This is a genomic window from Streptomyces sp. NPDC096048 (assembly GCF_044763415.1).
Classification (GTDB): domain Bacteria; phylum Actinomycetota; class Actinomycetes; order Streptomycetales; family Streptomycetaceae; genus Streptomyces.
Genome location: NZ_JBIWGG010000002.1, coordinates 359,528 through 375,769, shown reverse-complemented (window position 1 = coordinate 375,769; position 16,242 = coordinate 359,528). Strand labels below are relative to the sequence as shown.

At 71.3% G+C, this 16,242-nt stretch carries 27 protein-coding genes and 1 tRNA gene; 3 read left to right on the top strand and 25 right to left on the bottom strand.

The genetic code is table 11. The features are described 5' to 3' along the window. The first annotated feature begins 44 nt into the window (after nucleotides 1-44). The gene (locus tag ACIQ6R_RS06270; RefSeq protein ID WP_404219130.1) at nucleotides 45-305 is read left to right on the top strand and encodes a hypothetical protein; all 261 of its coding nucleotides are present in this window, start codon (nucleotides 45-47) and stop codon (nucleotides 303-305) included. 64 nt (nucleotides 306-369) lie between these two features. Here the strand turns inward: ACIQ6R_RS06270 and ACIQ6R_RS06265 are convergent, their stop codons facing one another. The 23 genes from ACIQ6R_RS06265 to ACIQ6R_RS06155 form a co-directional block, all read right to left on the bottom strand. Continuing rightward, a complete protein-coding gene (locus ACIQ6R_RS06265) occupies nucleotides 370-627 on the bottom strand; it encodes a hypothetical protein (RefSeq protein WP_404219128.1) in 258 nt (85 codons plus the stop codon). A 2-nt stretch (nucleotides 628-629) separates the two neighbouring features. Next, on the bottom strand, nucleotides 630-1,673 hold the full coding sequence (locus tag ACIQ6R_RS06260) for a hypothetical protein (RefSeq protein ID WP_404219126.1): 1,044 nt from the start codon (nucleotides 1,671-1,673) through the stop codon (nucleotides 630-632). Next, nucleotides 1,670-1,942, bottom strand: a complete 273-nt coding sequence (locus tag ACIQ6R_RS06255) for a hypothetical protein (RefSeq protein ID WP_404219124.1) — start codon at nucleotides 1,940-1,942, stop codon at nucleotides 1,670-1,672. The genes ACIQ6R_RS06260 and ACIQ6R_RS06255 overlap by 4 nt, the downstream gene beginning before the upstream one ends. An 85-nt stretch (nucleotides 1,943-2,027) precedes the next feature. Further along, nucleotides 2,028-2,582, bottom strand: a complete 555-nt coding sequence (locus ACIQ6R_RS06250; RefSeq protein ID WP_404219122.1) for a hypothetical protein — start codon at nucleotides 2,580-2,582, stop codon at nucleotides 2,028-2,030. Between the two features lie 33 nt (nucleotides 2,583-2,615). Then, a complete protein-coding gene (locus ACIQ6R_RS06245; RefSeq protein WP_404219120.1) occupies nucleotides 2,616-3,173 on the bottom strand; it encodes a WhiB family transcriptional regulator in 558 nt (185 codons plus the stop codon). A 59-nt stretch (nucleotides 3,174-3,232) separates the two neighbouring features. Next, complete coding sequence (locus tag ACIQ6R_RS06240) at nucleotides 3,233-4,048, bottom strand: phosphoadenosine phosphosulfate reductase (RefSeq protein WP_404219118.1); 816 nt, start codon at nucleotides 4,046-4,048, stop codon at nucleotides 3,233-3,235. After that, on the bottom strand, nucleotides 4,045-4,881 hold the full coding sequence (locus ACIQ6R_RS06235; protein WP_404219116.1) for a hypothetical protein: 837 nt from the start codon (nucleotides 4,879-4,881) through the stop codon (nucleotides 4,045-4,047). Before ACIQ6R_RS06235 ends, ACIQ6R_RS06240 begins: the two co-directional genes overlap by 4 nt. Nucleotides 4,882-4,963: 82 nt before the next feature. Next, entirely contained in the window at nucleotides 4,964-5,401 is a 438-nt protein-coding gene (locus ACIQ6R_RS06230; RefSeq protein ID WP_404219114.1) for a hypothetical protein, read from the bottom strand. Between the two features lie 39 nt (nucleotides 5,402-5,440). Continuing rightward, nucleotides 5,441-5,887, bottom strand: a complete 447-nt coding sequence (locus tag ACIQ6R_RS06225) for a hypothetical protein (protein ID WP_404219112.1) — start codon at nucleotides 5,885-5,887, stop codon at nucleotides 5,441-5,443. Further along, a complete protein-coding gene (locus ACIQ6R_RS06220; protein ID WP_404219110.1) occupies nucleotides 5,884-6,099 on the bottom strand; it encodes a hypothetical protein in 216 nt (71 codons plus the stop codon). Before ACIQ6R_RS06220 ends, ACIQ6R_RS06225 begins: the two co-directional genes overlap by 4 nt. After that, entirely contained in the window at nucleotides 6,096-6,542 is a 447-nt protein-coding gene (locus ACIQ6R_RS06215) for a hypothetical protein (protein WP_404219108.1), read from the bottom strand. The genes ACIQ6R_RS06220 and ACIQ6R_RS06215 overlap by 4 nt, the downstream gene beginning before the upstream one ends. Continuing rightward, entirely contained in the window at nucleotides 6,539-7,036 is a 498-nt protein-coding gene (locus tag ACIQ6R_RS06210) for a hypothetical protein (RefSeq protein WP_404219106.1), read from the bottom strand. The genes ACIQ6R_RS06215 and ACIQ6R_RS06210 overlap by 4 nt, the downstream gene beginning before the upstream one ends. Further along, nucleotides 7,033-7,314 carry a hypothetical protein gene (locus tag ACIQ6R_RS06205; protein ID WP_404219104.1) on the bottom strand — a complete coding sequence of 94 codons (282 nt, stop codon included), beginning with the start codon at nucleotides 7,312-7,314 and terminating at the stop codon, nucleotides 7,033-7,035. The genes ACIQ6R_RS06210 and ACIQ6R_RS06205 overlap by 4 nt, the downstream gene beginning before the upstream one ends. Next, complete coding sequence (locus ACIQ6R_RS06200; RefSeq protein WP_404219102.1) at nucleotides 7,307-7,573, bottom strand: hypothetical protein; 267 nt, start codon at nucleotides 7,571-7,573, stop codon at nucleotides 7,307-7,309. The genes ACIQ6R_RS06205 and ACIQ6R_RS06200 overlap by 8 nt, the downstream gene beginning before the upstream one ends. Continuing rightward, nucleotides 7,570-8,130, bottom strand: coding sequence for a hypothetical protein (locus tag ACIQ6R_RS06195; RefSeq protein WP_404219100.1), 561 nt, complete (start codon nucleotides 8,128-8,130; stop codon nucleotides 7,570-7,572). The genes ACIQ6R_RS06200 and ACIQ6R_RS06195 overlap by 4 nt, the downstream gene beginning before the upstream one ends. Further along, nucleotides 8,127-8,963: a Rad52/Rad22 family DNA repair protein gene (locus ACIQ6R_RS06190; protein WP_404219098.1), complete on the bottom strand. Its 837-nt coding sequence runs from the start codon at nucleotides 8,961-8,963 to the stop codon at nucleotides 8,127-8,129. Before ACIQ6R_RS06190 ends, ACIQ6R_RS06195 begins: the two co-directional genes overlap by 4 nt. Next, entirely contained in the window at nucleotides 8,960-9,250 is a 291-nt protein-coding gene (locus ACIQ6R_RS06185; RefSeq protein WP_404219096.1) for a hypothetical protein, read from the bottom strand. Before ACIQ6R_RS06185 ends, ACIQ6R_RS06190 begins: the two co-directional genes overlap by 4 nt. Beyond that, the gene (locus ACIQ6R_RS06180; RefSeq protein WP_404219094.1) at nucleotides 9,250-9,768 is read right to left on the bottom strand and encodes a hypothetical protein; all 519 of its coding nucleotides are present in this window, start codon (nucleotides 9,766-9,768) and stop codon (nucleotides 9,250-9,252) included. Before ACIQ6R_RS06180 ends, ACIQ6R_RS06185 begins: the two co-directional genes overlap by 1 nt. After that, entirely contained in the window at nucleotides 9,765-9,890 is a 126-nt protein-coding gene (locus ACIQ6R_RS06175) for a hypothetical protein (protein WP_404219092.1), read from the bottom strand. The genes ACIQ6R_RS06180 and ACIQ6R_RS06175 overlap by 4 nt, the downstream gene beginning before the upstream one ends. Continuing rightward, entirely contained in the window at nucleotides 9,887-10,933 is a 1,047-nt protein-coding gene (locus ACIQ6R_RS06170) for a hypothetical protein (protein ID WP_404219090.1), read from the bottom strand. The genes ACIQ6R_RS06175 and ACIQ6R_RS06170 overlap by 4 nt, the downstream gene beginning before the upstream one ends. Next, nucleotides 10,930-11,361: a hypothetical protein gene (locus ACIQ6R_RS06165; RefSeq protein WP_404219088.1), complete on the bottom strand. Its 432-nt coding sequence runs from the start codon at nucleotides 11,359-11,361 to the stop codon at nucleotides 10,930-10,932. Before ACIQ6R_RS06165 ends, ACIQ6R_RS06170 begins: the two co-directional genes overlap by 4 nt. 92 nt (nucleotides 11,362-11,453) lie before the next feature. Beyond that, complete coding sequence (locus tag ACIQ6R_RS06160) at nucleotides 11,454-11,777, bottom strand: hypothetical protein (protein ID WP_404219086.1); 324 nt, start codon at nucleotides 11,775-11,777, stop codon at nucleotides 11,454-11,456. Further along, nucleotides 11,674-11,979: a helix-turn-helix domain-containing protein gene (locus ACIQ6R_RS06155; RefSeq protein WP_404219620.1), complete on the bottom strand. Its 306-nt coding sequence runs from the start codon at nucleotides 11,977-11,979 to the stop codon at nucleotides 11,674-11,676. The genes ACIQ6R_RS06160 and ACIQ6R_RS06155 overlap by 104 nt, the downstream gene beginning before the upstream one ends. 390 nt (nucleotides 11,980-12,369) lie before the next feature. Here ACIQ6R_RS06155 and ACIQ6R_RS06150 point away from each other — a divergent pair, with 390 nt between their 5' ends. Beyond that, nucleotides 12,370-12,681 carry a hypothetical protein gene (locus tag ACIQ6R_RS06150; RefSeq protein WP_404219084.1) on the top strand — a complete coding sequence of 104 codons (312 nt, stop codon included), beginning with the start codon at nucleotides 12,370-12,372 and terminating at the stop codon, nucleotides 12,679-12,681. 469 nt (nucleotides 12,682-13,150) lie between these two features. On the opposite strand, the gene ACIQ6R_RS06145 is transcribed toward ACIQ6R_RS06150, so the two are convergent. Both ACIQ6R_RS06145 and ACIQ6R_RS06140 read right to left on the bottom strand, forming a co-directional pair. Beyond that, the gene (locus ACIQ6R_RS06145; protein WP_404219082.1) at nucleotides 13,151-14,125 is read right to left on the bottom strand and encodes a tyrosine-type recombinase/integrase; all 975 of its coding nucleotides are present in this window, start codon (nucleotides 14,123-14,125) and stop codon (nucleotides 13,151-13,153) included. 112 nt (nucleotides 14,126-14,237) lie between these two features. Then, a tRNA-Arg gene (locus ACIQ6R_RS06140) sits at nucleotides 14,238-14,310 on the bottom strand. Nucleotides 14,311-14,631: 321 nt separating this feature from the next. On the opposite strand from ACIQ6R_RS06140, the gene ACIQ6R_RS06135 reads away from it, so the two are divergent. After that, nucleotides 14,632-16,239 (top strand): dynamin family protein, encoded by a 1,608-nt coding sequence (locus ACIQ6R_RS06135; RefSeq protein ID WP_404219079.1) that lies wholly within the window; start codon nucleotides 14,632-14,634, stop codon nucleotides 16,237-16,239. Nucleotides 16,240-16,242 lie beyond the last annotated feature (3 nt).

The window sequence follows — 16,242 nt, the reverse complement described above, 5'->3', positions numbered from 1 at the left end:
TGGCGCTGTGTGCAGCCCTACTCTCCGGGCGGGAGGTGGCGTGGGTGGCTGGTGAGGTCGAGCGGGTACGCGAGGCGCTGCGGGGGCTGGAGGCGATCCCCGATGCGCTGGACCGGGCGGCGGCTTGCGCAGAGGTGCTGCGCGAGTGGCCTGAGCTGCACCGGACGTTGGCGGACGTGCGGCAGCAGGCGGTGCGCACGGCGAAGGATCAGGGCCACACGTTCCGGGAGATCGGCGCGCGGATGGGCGTGACCGGGGAGACGGCCGGCCAGATCGCGGCGGGGAAGAACCGGGCGTCGTCGTAGACGTGTCGACGCCCCGTCACCGGCCGTCTGTGGGCGGGGTGACGGGGCGTCTGGCCTGCGTCGATCAGTAGCCGTCGAGGTACTCGGTTTCGATGCGCTGCACGGCCCGGGCCGGGAAGATGATCGGCGCGCCTCTGCTGGTCCAAACGACCCACTGGCCAGTGGGCGAGGCCAGCTCCAGGGCCTTGGCGGTGGCGAAGGTGTAGGCGTTGACCCCCTCGGGGACGGGGATGGTGCCGCCGGGGTACCGCTTGCAGGCGGCGCCGACGATGAGCACGAAGCGGATCTCTCGGGCTGCGGAGGGCGAAGTGGTGACGGCCATGGTCAGTCCTTCGTGGTGGGCTGCTCGGTGCCGTCCAGGGCGTAGGTGATGCGGCGGGCGGAACCTTCGATGGCGAGCGCCGAGGTCTCGTAGCCGTCGGTTCGGGCCGCTGCTGCGTCGGCGTGGAGCTGATCGACCATGGCGCGGACGCGTTCGAGGGCGGCCTGCGCCTGATCCCGCTCCCCCTTCGCGTCCCGCCACTGCCGGTTGCGCAACCGGATCTGCGCCCACAGGTTCTGTATCTGGGTGGGGTCGGCACCGTTCGCGCGAAGGCCGGCGCGAAGGACGCGCAGTTCGGTCTCGGCGATGTCCGCGCGCTGCACCGCGCGGGCGCGTTCGGTCTCGGACCGGTTGGACGTTTCGTGCGCGATGCTCAGCAGCTCCTCGGCCTGCTCGGCGCGGCGGTGGGCGTCGGCGAGGAGATCCGCCGCACGCTCGGCCTTCCGCGCCCGCTCCTTTGCCAGCTCCAGCGCTGCGGCGATGCTGTCCCGGTCGCGCTCGATCTCCTCGGCCTTCGCCTTCCACGTGGCACGGCCAGCGCGCAGCTGGTCGGCGCCCCGTATCTCGGCGTCGACCAGGTCCCGGAGCGCGGCGACTTCGCCGGAGGTGAGGGTGCCTCGGTCGGCGCGGGCGAGGAGGTTGTGCAGGCGTTCGCGGCGGATGGCGCGCTGCTGGTCCCCGTCGGCGGCCGGGGCGCTCAGGTACGCGCGCATCGGCGCTTCGTCTTCGGCGACCTCGCGGGCATAGGGGAACGGCAAGGACCGCTTCACCCCGTCGTCGGCCGGGGCCTGCTGCTTGTGCTCGCGGGCCACGTGCTCGGCGAACAGGCGGCGCGGAATCATCGCGGGCGGCGGACAGAACGGGCAGGGCTGGCGTACTTCGATGCCGCTGAGGGGGCTGGTGAAATCGGGCCTCGGCCCGTCGTCGGCCGTCGTCGTCGGGGCGTCAGCGGACGTCGACAGGGCGTCGGCGATCGCCTTGGCCTGCGTTGTCAGCCTGTCGACGGCGGCGACGACGGCCCGCGCGTCCGCGCTCATGGGGCTCATGTGGTCTGGTCCTTCCGGGTGCAGGTGGTGGGCTCGTGCTCGGCGCCGGCGGACGTCCACCAGCGCTCGCAGCACGCGGCGGCGAGGGCGACGGCGACCACGCCGTCCTCCAGGCCGATGTGTTGGGCGGGTGGGCGTGCAGCGCGCTCCGCGCGTTCGGCGGCAACGCGGGCGGTGATCCGGCCGCGTGACCAGAACCCGTGACACCAGACGGCGGGCAGACCGACGACGATCGCGAGGGTGATCAGGGCGGCGGCGGTGGTGCTCACGGCTTCCTCCAGGGCGGGTAGGCGTGGTGGGCGAGGGGCAGGCCAGCGGTGACCATGACGAGGGCGACGAAGGCGACGACGTGGATCACGGTTGCGCCCCGTCCTGCCGCGCCCCGGCGGCGTGCCCGGTCTCGTCCTCGACGGTGTACGTGGTCGTCTCGCGGACGAGGCGGCGCTGCACCCGCGTGCCGTCGTTCCACAGCGGGCGCCGTTCGCTGGACATCCGCAGCTGCTCGGCGGCCTGGGAACGGTCGCGGCGCAGTCCGCTGGCGGGCATCCACTCGTCGCCGTCGAGGATCTCGACTCGCCACTGGTGCAGCGGTGGGTGGGCCTGCGTCTCGGTGGCTGCCGTCTCGTCGGCCATACGGCGCAGCCGCCGCGCGAGTCCCGCAGCGACGTCGAGGGACCGGGCGCGGGCGTTCGGATGGAAGTCGATCCCGGCGATCTCGTCGGCGGCTTCGCGGAGGACGGCGGTCCGGTCGGCGAGCACGGGCACCCCGGCCAGCACCGCGTCGGCCATCGCCTCGAACACCTCACGGTCCGCCGGGAACGCCTTGTTCCAGTGCGGCTCGCGGGGCGGGCGCTCCCGCTCGTACAGGGCGGCGGCGATGCGGTCGCGGAGCGGAGTCTGGTCGGTCATGGTCGTCTCCTGGTCGTGGTGGTGGGTGATCAGTCAGGCAGCGCGTGCAGCGGCCTGTACGGGCGCAGGAGCGCCGCACGCGCCCTCGGCGGCCCGGCGGTCGCCGAGATCCGCCACAGGCGCTCCAGCAGCCGCACGCGCCGCACGACGACGCTCCGCAGACTTCCGGCCCTGCGCCCGCTTACACGGCACACACGCCTCCTCGCCCATCCGGCGATGCATCAGATAGCCGCGCACCGTCCCCCCAGCCGCGTGCGCCACTGCCAACAGCCGGCGCCGCTCCGCCTCCACGGCCTCGTCGTGCGCGGCCCGGCACAGCGGGCACGGCTGCTCGCTGCGCCGGATGTGCGTCCGGTAGCCGCGGTCCGTCCCGCAACCCGCTGCGCGCGCCTCGAAGTCGACGCCGCCCCACACGCCGTGCTGCTCCTTGTTGGTGAGGGCGTGCTGCTGGCAGGCGAGGAGCAGGGGGCAGGCGTGGCACTGGCGGGCGGCGGCGTGGCGTTCGGTGGGGTCGGTGCTGAACCAGGCGTCGGCGTCGAGGCGGCAGGGCAGGCCGGGGGTGCGGATCATCAGGTCGTGCAGGGCGGTCATCCCGTGCCTCCCAGGGGGTTGGTCGTGGGGCAGTTGGCTGGTCAGGCGGTGGTGGCTGGTCAGGTCATGCACCAGCCGCTGTCACAGGCGCCGTCGGCCTCGTCGAACATCGGCAGCAGGTCGACGCCGTCGGGGATGGCCTGGCGCAGGGGCTTGTTGAAGCGGGTGAGGTAGACGTGGTCCTTGCCCAGCTCGTCACGGCGCTGGTTCAGGAGTTCTTCGAGCTGACACGCCTTCTCGAACAGCTCGGGCTCGTCGCGTCGCTGGTCGTGCCACGTCTCGGGCCGGTGGAACGGGCAGAAGTAGCAGCTGCTCTTGGGCGGTACTGGCAGTCCGGCTTCGCGGATGACGCGGGCACAGTCGGTGCGCCGCAGTCCGAGATCGAGCAGTGGGTACGTGATGACCTCGTGCGGTTCGACGCGCCGGTTGTTGGCTCGGTGGATCTCATCAACGGAGATGCCTATGCCGATCACGGCCGGGGCCGCTTCGGTCGCACCGCGCCGCTTCAGTTCCTTCGCGATCGTCTTGATCTTGAAGTCGACAGTGCAGCTTCGAGTGCCGGGCGCTCCGTTCGACATGCGCACCGGGATGGGCAGGGATCTGGACCCCTCGCGAGTCAGGCGGCCCATCAGGGTCTCAACGGTCCCATCTCGCTTCACGCGGTCGAGGACGGCCAGTTCGATGCCGTGCTCGGCGGCGTAGGGCCTGGCGTACTCCTCGAGGTACCGCAGGGTCGCCGGGTTCTCGGAGTCGTCGCCGACGTTGGCCATGAGGAATAGCCGGAAGTCGATGCGGCCCTGTGCGGCGAGGACGAGGAGGGCAGTGGATTGAACGCCACCGCCGTAGCTGATGGAGCGGAGCGTGGGCGTGGTCATGCGGTGTGCCTTCCGTGGTCGGTGTTCTCGGCGTCGCGTTGGCAGCGGGCGCAGAGTCCGCGGCCGGGACGGATGAGGGGGATGTGGCAGCCGCGGCAGCGTCCAGCGGTGGCGGCGGGCGGTGGTCCGGCGCTCGGCATCGGCGCGGTGGTGGGAGGTTCTTGGGGGAGCTGATCTTGAGGGCCGGAAGCCCGATCCACCTGAGGTTGGTCAACAACCTCAGCCCCGTCATGGGAAGACCGTGGGAACCCCCCTGGGTTGTTCGGGGCGCGGTCCCCCGAACCATTCGGGGCGCGGTGCCCCGAACCCATACCGGGCGCGGTGCCCGGAACTTCTTCAGCCGTACCGCCGGTAAGTTCCGGGCGCGGTCCCCCGAACTGGTTCGGGGCGCGGTCCCCCGAACTTTCGGCGTCCTCGGACCACGCTGCGGGCCGCTTCCCCGGCTTCCGAGCGGTCGACTTCAGGTAGTCCTCGGCCGCCTGCCAGTCCGGGAACGGGTGCACGACGATCACGTACCGGGCCGCCCGGCCGCGCTTCCGCTCGCCGAGCACCTGGACGACGCCGGCTCGTATCGCGGCCTCCATGTAGCGGCGGGCGTCCTTCTCGTCGCAGCACGCAGCCTTGGCGATGTCCTGGATGCGGATGGGCTTGCGGTCCGAGTTGAAGGCGATCTCTCCGGAGGCGGCGGCGAGGTTCCGCAACTGGCAGAGCAGCAGGGGCAGGCCGGACCGGCGCAGGTACGTGGACATGGCGCGTGTCCACTTCCACGACAGGGCGTTCCCGTAGGCGTTGGGGACGCTGCCGCTGGCGGGGGCCTGCTCGTCGCTGCTCAACTCGGTCTTCTTTCAGGCGGGGTGTGGCGGGGGCCGACGGGCCCGGGACGGCGCGCGGTGGGGTCGTCCCGGGCGGTGGGCGCTAGCGGACGTACTCGGCGCGACGGCGGTCTTCCTTCTCCCGCTCGGCCTGCCGGAACTCGGCCTCGGACGGGTAGCCCGCGAACGAGGAACCGAGGAGGTCACCCGCCTTACGGGGGCCGTTGCCGATCTCGTCGAGGGTTCCGTCCATGCGGCGGGCCCTCCACATGGCGCGCTTCGCCTCGAGGAGCGCGGCCTGCTCCTCGTCGTCGCGGGCGGCCTCGCAGCCGGTGACGCGGAGCTTCACCTGCGGCTGCTTCTCCTCGCCCTTGGCGTGGCCGGTGTACTGGACGGAGGACAGTTCGACGATGGCGACGATGGTCTCGCCGGGGTTCTCGAAGAGCTGGCGGCGCTGTTCGTCGGAGAGGGCGACTTCGACGAGGCCGGCGGTGGCGTCGAGCTTGACTTCGACCTGTGCGTCCTTGTGGAGCTTGGGCATGGGGTTCCTTCCGGGTTCGGTGGTGCCGGGGGGTGGGGGTCAGGTGTTGTCGGCGATGGCCTGCGCGAGGGCGAGGCCGAAGCGCTGGCGGTCGCGTACGGGCATGGCGGGGTCGAAGGCGAAGTGGATGCGGACGAACGGGCCGTTGGCGCCGTCGAGGTTGATCACGTCGGGCGAGGGCTCGAGGCCGTCGGCGCCGAGGTTCACGGCCCACTCGGACACGTTCGCCGCGCCGTTGATCAGGGTGTGGATCTTCCGCTGCGCCTCGGCGTAGACGTCCGTCCCGTCACCCTCGGGGTCGAGCGCTCCGGCCCATGTGGCGCCTTCCGGCGCGAAGTCGGGGTCCTCATCGATGACGGTCGACTGGATGTGGCGGTCCTCCATCTGCTCGCCGACGCCTACGTAGTCGGGGTCCGCGGTGAGGCTGGCGTGCTGGCGGGCGGCTTCGGTGCGGAGGTCGTCGTCGGTGTACGGGCGATCGGTCACGTGGTCGGTCCGTTCTCGTGGTGGGTGGTGTCCGCGGCCGAGGCGGCGCGGTAGGTGTAGAGGGCGGGTGCACGGCGCGTCCCGGGTATGTCGAGCCCTTGTAGCGCCCACGGACTGTGGGCGTCGCACCGCCAGCCGACGACGTAGAAATGCACTTCGCCGTCGTGGCCGGGGGCGGGGGTCTCGCAGGGGCCCGGGATCGCGCCGTTCATGCCGACAGTCCGAAGATGGCCGCGAACGCCTTGTCGGCCCGCCGGTTGGCCTCCCGCAGCGGCCGGTCCGCGTAGTGCGCACCAGCGACGCAGCCAGGCATGTCGCAGGTGCGGGTCAGGCGTCCCTCGGGGTCGCGGCCGTGGTGCAGGCGGAACGCGACGCGCGGGGCCGGGGTGCGCCGGCCGCCGTGGCAGACGATCGGCAGCGTGCCGTCCAGGTAGCCGGTCCACCTCACATGCCCGTCGTCGCCAGCCTCGGCGTGGGCGCGGTAGGCGTCCTCGATGGTGGCGTGTGGGGCACCGCCGCCGCGGACCCGAGGAGGAAGGTCGAGCGCGTGGTGGGTCGCGCTGACGGTCTTCCGGCTGACGTGGAGCTGGCGGGCGATGTGGAGGTGGGAGACTTCGGCGCGCAGTAGCTCGGCGATGTCGGCGCGGATCTTCATCGGGTCACCGCCCCGTAGCCGAGGGGGTCCTCGTCGGGGGCCAGGCCGCGGACGACGAGGACCAGCTGCCCGCCCTTCACGACCGGGCCGAGACGCATGTCCGGGCCGAGGAGCCGGGTGTGGTCGTCGTCCTCGAGGAGGCCGGCGTCCACGATGCCGTCCACGGCGGCCTTGAACGACGGGTACCAGTTCGCCGGGTCGTGACGGCCGTTGCCCTTCGGGTGGACGACGCCGAGGACGTGCGCCCGCTGGAACAGCGGTCGGGGGCGGACGGCGTCCAGGGCGTCCATGAGGGCCGGGCACTCACTGACGGCGTCCCGCGCGGCGCGGCGCAGCTTGGCCACCGCCTTCATGCGGTCCTTGTAGTGGAGCGCCCGGTTGGAGTTCAGCAGGGGCAGGCCAGCGGGCAGGGGGATGACGAACGGTGCGGGCCGGGGCCCGGCCACCGCGGGGGTGGCCGGACGCTCGGGGTCGAACAGGGCGGGCGTCGTCACGCTGCACCGCCCTTGGTCTGCTGCTGTGCGCGCCACCGCCGGTGGTAGTCCGGGCGCCGCTTTCGCCACTCCCGCAGGTACTCGCGGGTGAAGACGCGGTGGGCTTCGAGGGCCGGTTCGCAGGCGGGCAGGTTGCCGGTCCGCTGGTGTCGCTGGTAGCCGCGGTCGTCACCGGTGCAGCCGATGGGGCAGGTGCTCGCCTCCGGTTCCGGGGTGGTCGTGTCGCGCATGGGAACCGCGCGCAGCTCGGCGAGGGCACGTTCGATGGGGTCAGCCACGGGCCACCGCCGTGGGCGTCTCGCAACGGCACGTCCAGCAGGTACGGGTGCCGGTGCCGTTGAAGCGGTGCAGGGTCACGCGTTCCTCGGCCGGGCAGTACCCGAGGTCGTCAATCTCGGTCGGCCGCAGCAGCTCCCGCAGGGGCGTGGTCTCCTCGAGGGCGCGCGGCGCGCTGGCCGGGACGGCGAGCCACCGGGACAGGAGCGCGCCGACGCTGATGGATAGGACCAGGGCGAGAGCGATGTAGGCGAGCGTCACGACGTCGCCCCCGCCCCGGGCTGCTCGCCCGCGCCGACAGCGGCCGGAGCGGTGATGCCCGGCAGGGGCAGGGTGCCCGACTGCCACGCCTCGGCGATCGCGTCGCGCGCCGCGGGCTTGAAGCGGAGCGAGTGGTTACGGGACCGGGTCGCCTTCACCTCCACGCCGGGCACGTCGTGCAGCTCGCCCGTCTCCTTGTCCACCACGCGGGCCACGCCGGCGGCCGTCATCTCGGCGAGCAGCTTCTCGGCGAAGGCGCCCCGCACTTCGGCGACGAACCGCCGCTCCACCTCGCCCGGGTATGCCTCCATCACCCACGCCTTGAAGGCGTCGCCGTCGGTCACCTTGGCCTCGGGCTTCGGGTCGGTGAGGGACAGCGTGGCGACGGGCGTACCGTCGGGCAGAAGCGCGGCGATCTGCCGGGTGCCGGTCTCCTCCTCGGCCTTGTCCAGGCCGGACTGGAGGTCGCGGCGGACGGCGGTCAGCCGGTCCTTCACGACGTCGGCGAGGGCCTTCAGCGTGGCTTCCTCAAGGGCCAGTTCACGGAGGTTGCTCATGCGGCGGCGCTCCCTGCCATGAGGTCGCGGGCCTGCCGGAACTCGGCGGCGGTCCCCTGCTCGATCGGGTGGCCGAACGCGGTGACGAACTGGTCGGGCAGCCCGTCGGCGAAGTTGACGGCGCGGGCGGCCTCCCACATGGCGTCGAGGGCCTCCTGTCGCTCACCCGGTCCGGCGGGCGGCATGGCGCCGGGACGCCGCTGCTGCTCGGCCGGGGCCGGGGCGGACGGCTCCTGCTTCGGCACGGCCCGGGGCGCCGGCGGGGTCGGCTCCGGGTCCTGCTCGCCCTCGGCGTGGGCGGGGGTCGGCTCGCCGCCGACCGGGGTGTCCTCCGACTCCTTCACGGGCTCGCCCATGTAGGCGAGGGACCGCAGGACGACGGGGGCCTGCGAGCCGTCGTTGTAGAGGGACAGGCCGAACTGGTCGCCGAGGTTGACCGCGCACCGCTTCAGGGCCTGGCTGAGCGCGGTCTTCATGGCGAGGTCGTGGGCGTCGCCGATGGACGGCTGATTGATCGCGTCGCCTGCGGCGGCGTCCTCGAAGACCGTCATGGGGCGGCCGTCGGTGCCCTTGATCGTGAGGCGGACCTGCGCCCGGTACACGATCGTCCAGCGCGACCGGTTGCCGTCCTTCGTCTCACGCTCGGAGACGAGGTCGAGCGACTGCGTCTCGATGGTGAAGCCGTCGAAGCCGAAGATGCGGATCAGCTGGCGGCGGACGTCCCACGCCTCGAGGTGGGACATGCCCCGCAGGTGACGGACGCGGTTCTCGCTGATGGGCTGGAGCAGGAACGCGACCTGCTTATCGGTCAGGCGACCGGGATTGGTGCTCACGAGATGCGGTCCTTTCGGGCGGTGCAGAGCGTGTAGTAGCGGGCGTTCGGCTGGTCGTGAAGCCGGAGCACGCCCTGCCGGGCGCGGCGGGAGAGGAAGGCGCGGGCGTCCTCGCGGTACAGGCGTCGGCCGTAGCGGACGGCGTAGAGCTGCTGGACGCGGGCGGTGTTCCACTGGCCGCCCCAGGTGCGGATCGCGTGGTCGAGGACGCGGTCCCAGTCCGGGGGCCAGGAGGGGGCGGGGCCGGCGGCCGGGGCGGTTGCCCCGGCCTGCACGACGGTCGACATCAGGCGCCGTCCTTCCTGCTCTTGAGCGTGTAGAAGCGGCCGTCCTTCGGCCCGTGCTGGAGGAGGTGGCCACGGCGGGCCAGTTCGGCGAGGTCCCGGCGCGCGGTGCTGCGCTGCGTCGGCCCGCCCGTCACGCGGCGCAGGGCCTGCACCTGGCCGACTCGCCACTGCCCGCGGTGGGTGCGGATCGTGTCGAGGAGCTGCGCGAGGCGCTGTTCGCGGGCGGGGGTGGCGTCGGCCGGGGTGCGGCTGCTCTTCCCCTGCTCGGCGCGGGCGGCGGCGTCGTCGGCCCGGTGCTCGGCGAGGAGCTTGCGGACGTCGCCGAGGTCGCCGTGCTCGGCGACGGCGTGCAGCGTGGCCAGGGTGCCGCGCAGCATGTCCAGCTCACCCGGGTACGCCTCGGGCCCGGGGCGCTCGGCGTCGTACCGGGCGAGCAGCTGCCCGGCGAAGGCGGCCGGGTCCTGGTACTCGGCGTAGCAGACGCGCAGGGCGTGCTCGATGACGGTGCGGTAGCTCACCGGGCACCCCCGTGGTGGCGGTGGATCAGTCGGGCGAGGAGAGAGGGGAGGTCGCTCGCGCAGAACGCGACCCAGACGAGTCCGGCGGCGGTGGCCCAGATCAGCCATTCGAGGAAGATCACGACCGGTCACCCGCCTCGGCGTCCGGGCCCGGCGCGGTGTTGTGCGCGTGCTGTGCCTCCGCGATCAGCCGCCAGGTCCCGCACGTCTTCTCCACCTCGGCCAGCGCCGTCTCGGCGGTCGCGTGGGTGATGGCGGACGCGGCCAGCTCGTCGAGGAAGCCCGTCAGGTCCTCGTGGTCCATGAGCCGGGCCCACGGCAGCGCGGGCGGGTACGCGTCCAGCTCGTCGCTGCGGTAACCGTGCCCCGGCCTCCGCCAGGCCGCGCACGCCTTCTCCACCGCCGCCAGAACCTCGCGGTCCGGGACCTCCGGGGAGTGCTGCCACCGGCCCATCGCAGCCGACACGAGGTCGCCGAGGAATTCGTGCAGATCGTCGTCCGACATGGTGTGCGCCCACGGGAGCGCGGTGCCGTTCTGCGCCTCCAGCTCGGCGACGCGTGCCTCCGCCTGCCGGATCAGCGCGGCCTGGGCCTCGAAGTTGTCGGCCTGGTTCCTCTGACACTGCTCCAGCTCGGCGACGCGGTCCCGCAGTGCGTTCTCGACCTTCAGTCGCTCGCCGCGCTTCTGCACCAGGTCGGCGACCGTGGCCGCAGCCTCGGCGAACTGACGCTTCACCGTGCGGGTCTCGTTCTCCGCCCGGAGCCGGGCCTGACCCAGTTCGTCGACCTTGGCCAGGAGCTGCTCGTTCGTCGCGAAGACGTTGTCCCGCTGGTCACGGAAGGCGTTGCGCTGCCGCCTCAACTCGGCGGCCCGAGCCTCAGCGTCCAACAGCCGCCGCAGCACCGGCCCCATCCGCTCGCCCATCCAGGACACGAGGTTGAGGCAGTACAGGTCTTCCCACGTCGGGTGCTCGTGCTCGCGCCGGTCCCGCACCGACTTGGCGAGCTGCTCCACCAGGTGGCCAGTCGCGGGCTTCGCGTCGCCAATCAGCTCGGCGATCGCGACGCGCTGCTCGGGCGGCATCTGGGGCTCAGGGCCGACCGGCATCGGCAGCGCGCCCAGCTCACGGACCGCGGTCTCCAGGTCCCGGATCGGCTCGCTCATGCCGCCACCCCGAACTCCGCAGCGCGCTCCAGAACCGCCACCGCCGACTCCGTGGTCCGCAACTCCACGTCGCCCCACGCATCCACGTGCGCCTCAAGTTCGAAGATCCCGCCGAACAGCGGGCCCTCGCCGTCGACCTTCAGGCGCAGCGCCAGCGTGGCGATCGCCTGGTCCGACAGCAGCGACGTGCGGTGCGGGTCGCCGGTCGTCGCCGTCTTCAGCGCCGCCACGATCGACATCGGCCGCAGGAAATGCGGGACGCACATCTCCCGGTCGAACACGTCCGGGACGAAGTCGCCCTTGTACAGGCCGCGCTCGGCGAGCAACCGAGCCGCCACCCGGAACACGCCAGGCACGGTCGTCGGCGCCGCCAGCGGCGACGCGTGCAGCGGGATAACCCTGCTGCTGGTCTGCAATGATGTGGCCACTGGTGGCCTCTCTTCCTTGTTGGAGGGGTGCGCCGGTCTGGGGGGTCGCCGGGCCTGCAAGCGGGCGGCCCTTCGGCGCGTGTGGGGGAGGATCAGGCGGCCGGCTTCGAGCGGGCCTGAGCCAACTCGGCCTTCACGCGGCGGGCCTTGTCCTTCTGGGCCAGCTCCCGCTTGGCGCGGCGGGCCTGCGCGGACTTCAGCGCCAGCTCCTGGTAGTGGGCCTTCTTCTTCGAGGCCGCGATGTCCATCAGCTCGGCCTCGGTCGCGTCCGGGTGCTCCTTGCGCGCCATGTCCAGGAACCGGGTGTGGTGGCTAGCGCGCCGGGCGGCCGCGGTACGGCTCGACCTGTCCGTGGTGTTCGCCCAGCTGATGTGTGCCGCGAGTCGGAGCTGCATCGTGCGCTCGCTCGTGTTCACGTCCATCTCCTTCTGTTCGAGGCCTGCCCGCGCCCATGGGCGTGGGCAGATGTTCCAAAAAAAGAGCGTCTCGGCGTACAGCGAGAACCTCGCATATGCGCTCGGCAACCTCCTCTGTGACTGAAGGTCGCTCCCCGCTCAGCAGTGCGTGAATCTTGCTCTTCGAGACGCCGACGGCGCCGGCGAGACTCCGGATATCCATGGAGCGGCCGCCGGGGGCCCAGGTCATCAGCCCGCGCAGTACGTTCCTGTCGGTCAGATGGAACCTGGTGTCGCTCATGGGTGCGCCTCCGCTTTGCTGCCCACGATCGTGGACAACCCCAGTAGAGCACATCGTTAGAGCGGTGTCCACGATCGTGGGCAGGTGCGAGTTCGGTCAAGATTCGGCTGGGTCCGGTCTTAGGTTCCCCTCACTGCCCTTGATCGTGGACAATGACTCGCGGGCCGAAATGGTTGTACGGTCTGACCTGCAATTTCACGCACACCTTCGAATATGGGTGTGGACTAGAGCGCCTGGAGAGGCGGAGGGATGCCACAGCAGCGAAACGCACTCACGGAACTCGTGCAGGCTCACGTGGGTAGGGGGCGGCGCATGTCGACCCGCGAATTCTCCGCTGTCGCTGTGGACCCAGAGACCGGATGGTCGCCAGGGAAAAGCCTCGTCCAGAAGATCACTGCCGGACAGGGGTACGACATCACCCCCCAACTCGTCTCCGCCGTCGCGGAAGGGCTCGGCGTCGACCGCGAGATCATCGCCGCCGCCGCACACCTCCAGGTGATCGGCTACACCGACGCCGAACTGGCCGACGGGCCGCCGGCGAAATTGATCCGCATCCTAGGCACCGAGGGTGGGTCGGACGACAAGGCCCGCGCGATCGCCGAACGGTGGGACCGCGAGGCGTAGTTGGCCACTCTTCCGAGTGACGTTCCTCCCGGGGTGGTTTACCCCTGCCCATCTCCGGTGACGTGGTAACCCGCTGTTGCGGGTGTTATGCCCTGTGCACACGGCCCCGTGCGTCATACAGTGATCGGACCTCGCGCGGTGTCGAACGCACGTACGAATCGCGCTGCTCGGAATCGTCGTGCGGGAACAGGGGGTCAGGTGACAGAAGTGCGAGTAGAGCAGGCCGAACTAGACAGCGGCACACCCGTCATGTACCGCGACAACGGGTCCCACGTCCGGCTCGCTCACGATCCCCACCAGATAGACGAAGCTGCGGCCCTCGCGCTCCTGTGCACCCGGGTCCCGCGCCTCGTAGGGAACATGCGCATCACGCGCCTGCGGTGAGCCCAGCAACCCCCCACCGGGCCGCACCAACACGCCAGGCCCCGGACACCGGTTCGCCGACGAACCGGAACCGGGGCAAAGGCGCTCAGGATAGACGGTCAGCAGGCGACAGCCGGGCGTGCGCCTTCCGGGCTCGCTCTGCACCCGCCGACGCTCCGTATCGCGCGAGCATCTGCCGCGATCTCCATCCCGTGATCCGCATTAGGTCATCCTCGTTGCCGTCGTACAGTCGCCACTGATGCGCGAACGTGTGCCGGAACTGGTGCGGATGGATGTGCTCGATCCCTGCCTCGATGCAGCGGCGCTCGACCATCGTGCCCACGCCCCAGATCGTCAGCCGGTGCCCCTTCTTCCCGCGGTCGCCCCACCACAGCCACATGCCTTCTTCGAGTGGCTTGCCCTTGTGCTTCGCGGCAGCCCGCAGGTACCGGTCGAGCACACCCGCGCACTTCGCGCCGAACGGCACGCTGCGCGGTACCCCGCCCTTGCCGAGGACTCGCAGCACCTTGAGGTCGAGGTCGAGATCTTCGACCTTGCGGTCGGTCAGCTCGCTGAGACGCAGGCCGGTGTCGATGAACAGCGTGATGATCGCGGTGTCGCGCCGGTCGACGTACGTCTTCCCCTTGCACGTCTTCAGCAGCCTTTCGAGGGCGTCGTCTGGGATGACGGGCACCTCCTTCTCGGGGACCGTCGGCGCCTTCATGGTTCGCATGGGTGTGCGGTCGATCTCTTCCTCATCCTCCAGCCACTTGAAGAAGGTGCGCAGCGCGCGGAAGTGCTGATGGGCGTTCGCCGGCGAGGTCCGTTTGATGGTGGCGGCGATGTACGCCTGCACGTGCTCGCGGTGGACCTCGTCCAGGTCGGTCGGCGCGGGCCGGCCGGGGTTGCCTTCGTCGTCGGCCACCGGCTGATAGCCCGTCTCTGCGTCGAGGAGGAAGGCGCCGAACTGTCTCGCGGCATTTCCGTAGATACGGATCGTGTTGTCTGACTTATTCTCGGACTTGAGGGCGCGCAGCCATGAGGCAGCCATCGGCCCGATGTTGTACCGCTCATCTGCCATGGCCCCACTGTGTGCCCACGATCGTGGACAGTCAAGGCGCTTGGCCTGATAGCGATGTGCACGGGTCGGGAAAAGAAGAAGACCAGCGTTTCCGCTGGTCAACTGGGGTAGGCGCCCCCGGCAGGACTCGAACCTGCGGCCAAGCGCTTAGAAGGCGCCTGCTCTATCCACTGAGCTACGGGGGCCTGGTGTGGTGGCCTCGGTCGTGGTGCCCGGGTGTGGGCTGATCCGTGACGGTACCGGGGACAAGGATAGGGCTCCCGGCTCCATGTCCCTGATGCTTCGCCTCCGTGGCTCGATGTGGAGGTTCGGTGAAGCGGTCCTGATAATCGCAGGCAGGTACGAATCGTGCATCGCTTTTGGCGTCTCGCGCATCGGGTGTTGTGCACTCGTTATGCCTGCGCTGCCCTCGCGTCCCACTAGTCCTTTCCGTCCGGAGTGTCTGGTCGGCGCGCAGACATGCCCATATGCTTCAGAATTCCCCTAAAATTGGGCATTCTTCACATGTGGTGACCTTGGACGTACGGCCTCAGCTGCTCGACGCACTCTCCGCCCTGCGCGACCGTGTCGCGGCCGCACGCTTCCCGCTGCCCCTGGCGGGGGCTCCACGCGCGCGTGCCAACCGCGACGAACTGCTCGCTCAGCTCGACGACTACTTGGTGCCCCGGTTGAAGGAGCCCGAAGCGCCCTTGCTGGCCGTGGTGGGCGGATCCACCGGCGCCGGGAAGTCCACGCTGGTGAACTCCCTTGTGGGGCGGCGGGTCAGCGAGGCGGGTGTGCTGCGGCCCACGACCCGGACGCCGGTGCTGGTGTGCCATCCGGAGGACCATCACTGGTTCAGTGGCATGCGGGTGCTGCCCGACCTCACGCGCGTGTGGGTGCCCCACCGGGAACCGGACGACGACCTGCTCCTGCCGGGCGAGAACCCCGCGCGCGTACTGCGGGTCGAGACCGCCGACTCCCTGCCGCCCGGCATCGCCCTCCTGGACGCGCCCGACATCGACTCCCTCGTCGCCGACAACCGCGTCCTGGCCGCCGAGCTGATCTGCGCCGCCGACATCTGGGTGATGGTCACCACGGCCGCCCGGTACGCCGACGCCGTCCCCTGGCATCTGCTGCGTACCGCCAAGGAGTACGACGCCACCCTGGTCACCGTGCTCGACCGGGTGCCCCACCAGGTGGTGTCCGAGGTGTCGCGGCAGTACGGGGCCCTGCTCACCAAGGCCGGGCTCGGCGAGGTGCCCCGCTTCACCGTGCCCGAGCTGCCCGAGTCCGCCTGGGGCGGCGGGCTGCTGCCGGCCAGCGCGGTGGCGCCGCTGCGGGCCTGGCTCGTCCACCGGGCGCAGGACCTCGGGGCCCGGCACCACGCCATGGCCCGCACGGCGCACGGCATCCTGGACTCCCTGAAGTCCCGGATGCCCGAACTGGCCGGCGCCGCCGCCGCCCAGTACGCCGCCGCACTGCGGCTCACCGCCGCCGTCGACGGCGCGTACGACGCCGAGCACGCGCGCGTGCGGGGGCGGTTGCAGGCGGGGGCCGTACTCGCCGGGGACGCGCTGAAGCGGTGGCGGGCCTTTCCCCTCGACTGCTCCCCCGAGGAACTCCTCGACTCGCTGGTGGAGAGCCTGAGCGCCCTGCTGCTGTGCGCCGTCACCGCCGCCGACGAACGCGTCGACGAGGTCTGGCAGCGCGAACCGGCGGCCGCCGCTCCGGAACTCGCCGACCGCGACCCGGAGCCGGAGACCGCCGAGCACCGCATCGGGATGGCCGTACGGCGGTGGCGGCGGGAGCTGGAGGAGTACGCCGAGGAGGAGGTGGGCCGGCTCGACCGGAGCATGGCACCGGACCCGGGAGTGGTCGCCGCCCTGGTCGCCACCGTGCTGCTGGGCGGGCGGCGCGCGCGCATCGCCGGGGAACGGCTCGCCGAGCGGATCGGTGCCCACGGAGCGCTGCGGCTGCGCGACCGGGGCGGGCGGCTGCTCGACGAACACGTGGACCGGGTCGTGCACATCGAGCGAGAACGCCGACTGGCGCCGCTCGACCGGCTGGAGGTGCATCCCGAACCGCAGGCCGAACTCATCGCCGCGCTGTCCGTACTGCAGAAGGAGAGGTGACCG

Coding starts and splice junctions, on each gene's coding strand:
- ACIQ6R_RS06265 (WP_404219128.1), bottom strand. CDS start 627: ATGGCCGTCACCACTTCGCCCTCCGCAGCCCGAGAGATCCGCTTCGTG.
- ACIQ6R_RS06260 (WP_404219126.1), bottom strand. CDS start 1,673: ATGAGCCCCATGAGCGCGGACGCGCGGGCCGTCGTCGCCGCCGTCGAC.
- ACIQ6R_RS06250 (WP_404219122.1), bottom strand. CDS start 2,582: ATGACCGACCAGACTCCGCTCCGCGACCGCATCGCCGCCGCCCTGTAC.
- ACIQ6R_RS06245 (WP_404219120.1), bottom strand. CDS start 3,173: ATGACCGCCCTGCACGACCTGATGATCCGCACCCCCGGCCTGCCCTGC.
- ACIQ6R_RS06240 (WP_404219118.1), bottom strand. CDS start 4,048: ATGACCACGCCCACGCTCCGCTCCATCAGCTACGGCGGTGGCGTTCAA.
- ACIQ6R_RS06230 (WP_404219114.1), bottom strand. CDS start 5,401: ATGCCCAAGCTCCACAAGGACGCACAGGTCGAAGTCAAGCTCGACGCC.
- ACIQ6R_RS06220 (WP_404219110.1), bottom strand. CDS start 6,099: ATGAACGGCGCGATCCCGGGCCCCTGCGAGACCCCCGCCCCCGGCCAC.
- ACIQ6R_RS06215 (WP_404219108.1), bottom strand. CDS start 6,542: ATGAAGATCCGCGCCGACATCGCCGAGCTACTGCGCGCCGAAGTCTCC.
- ACIQ6R_RS06195 (WP_404219100.1), bottom strand. CDS start 8,130: ATGAGCAACCTCCGTGAACTGGCCCTTGAGGAAGCCACGCTGAAGGCC.
- ACIQ6R_RS06185 (WP_404219096.1), bottom strand. CDS start 9,250: ATGTCGACCGTCGTGCAGGCCGGGGCAACCGCCCCGGCCGCCGGCCCC.
- ACIQ6R_RS06170 (WP_404219090.1), bottom strand. CDS start 10,933: ATGAGCGAGCCGATCCGGGACCTGGAGACCGCGGTCCGTGAGCTGGGC.
- ACIQ6R_RS06155 (WP_404219620.1), bottom strand. CDS start 11,979: ATGGATATCCGGAGTCTCGCCGGCGCCGTCGGCGTCTCGAAGAGCAAG.
- ACIQ6R_RS06150 (WP_404219084.1), top strand. CDS start 12,370: ATGTCGACCCGCGAATTCTCCGCTGTCGCTGTGGACCCAGAGACCGGA.
- ACIQ6R_RS06145 (WP_404219082.1), bottom strand. CDS start 14,125: ATGGCAGATGAGCGGTACAACATCGGGCCGATGGCTGCCTCATGGCTG.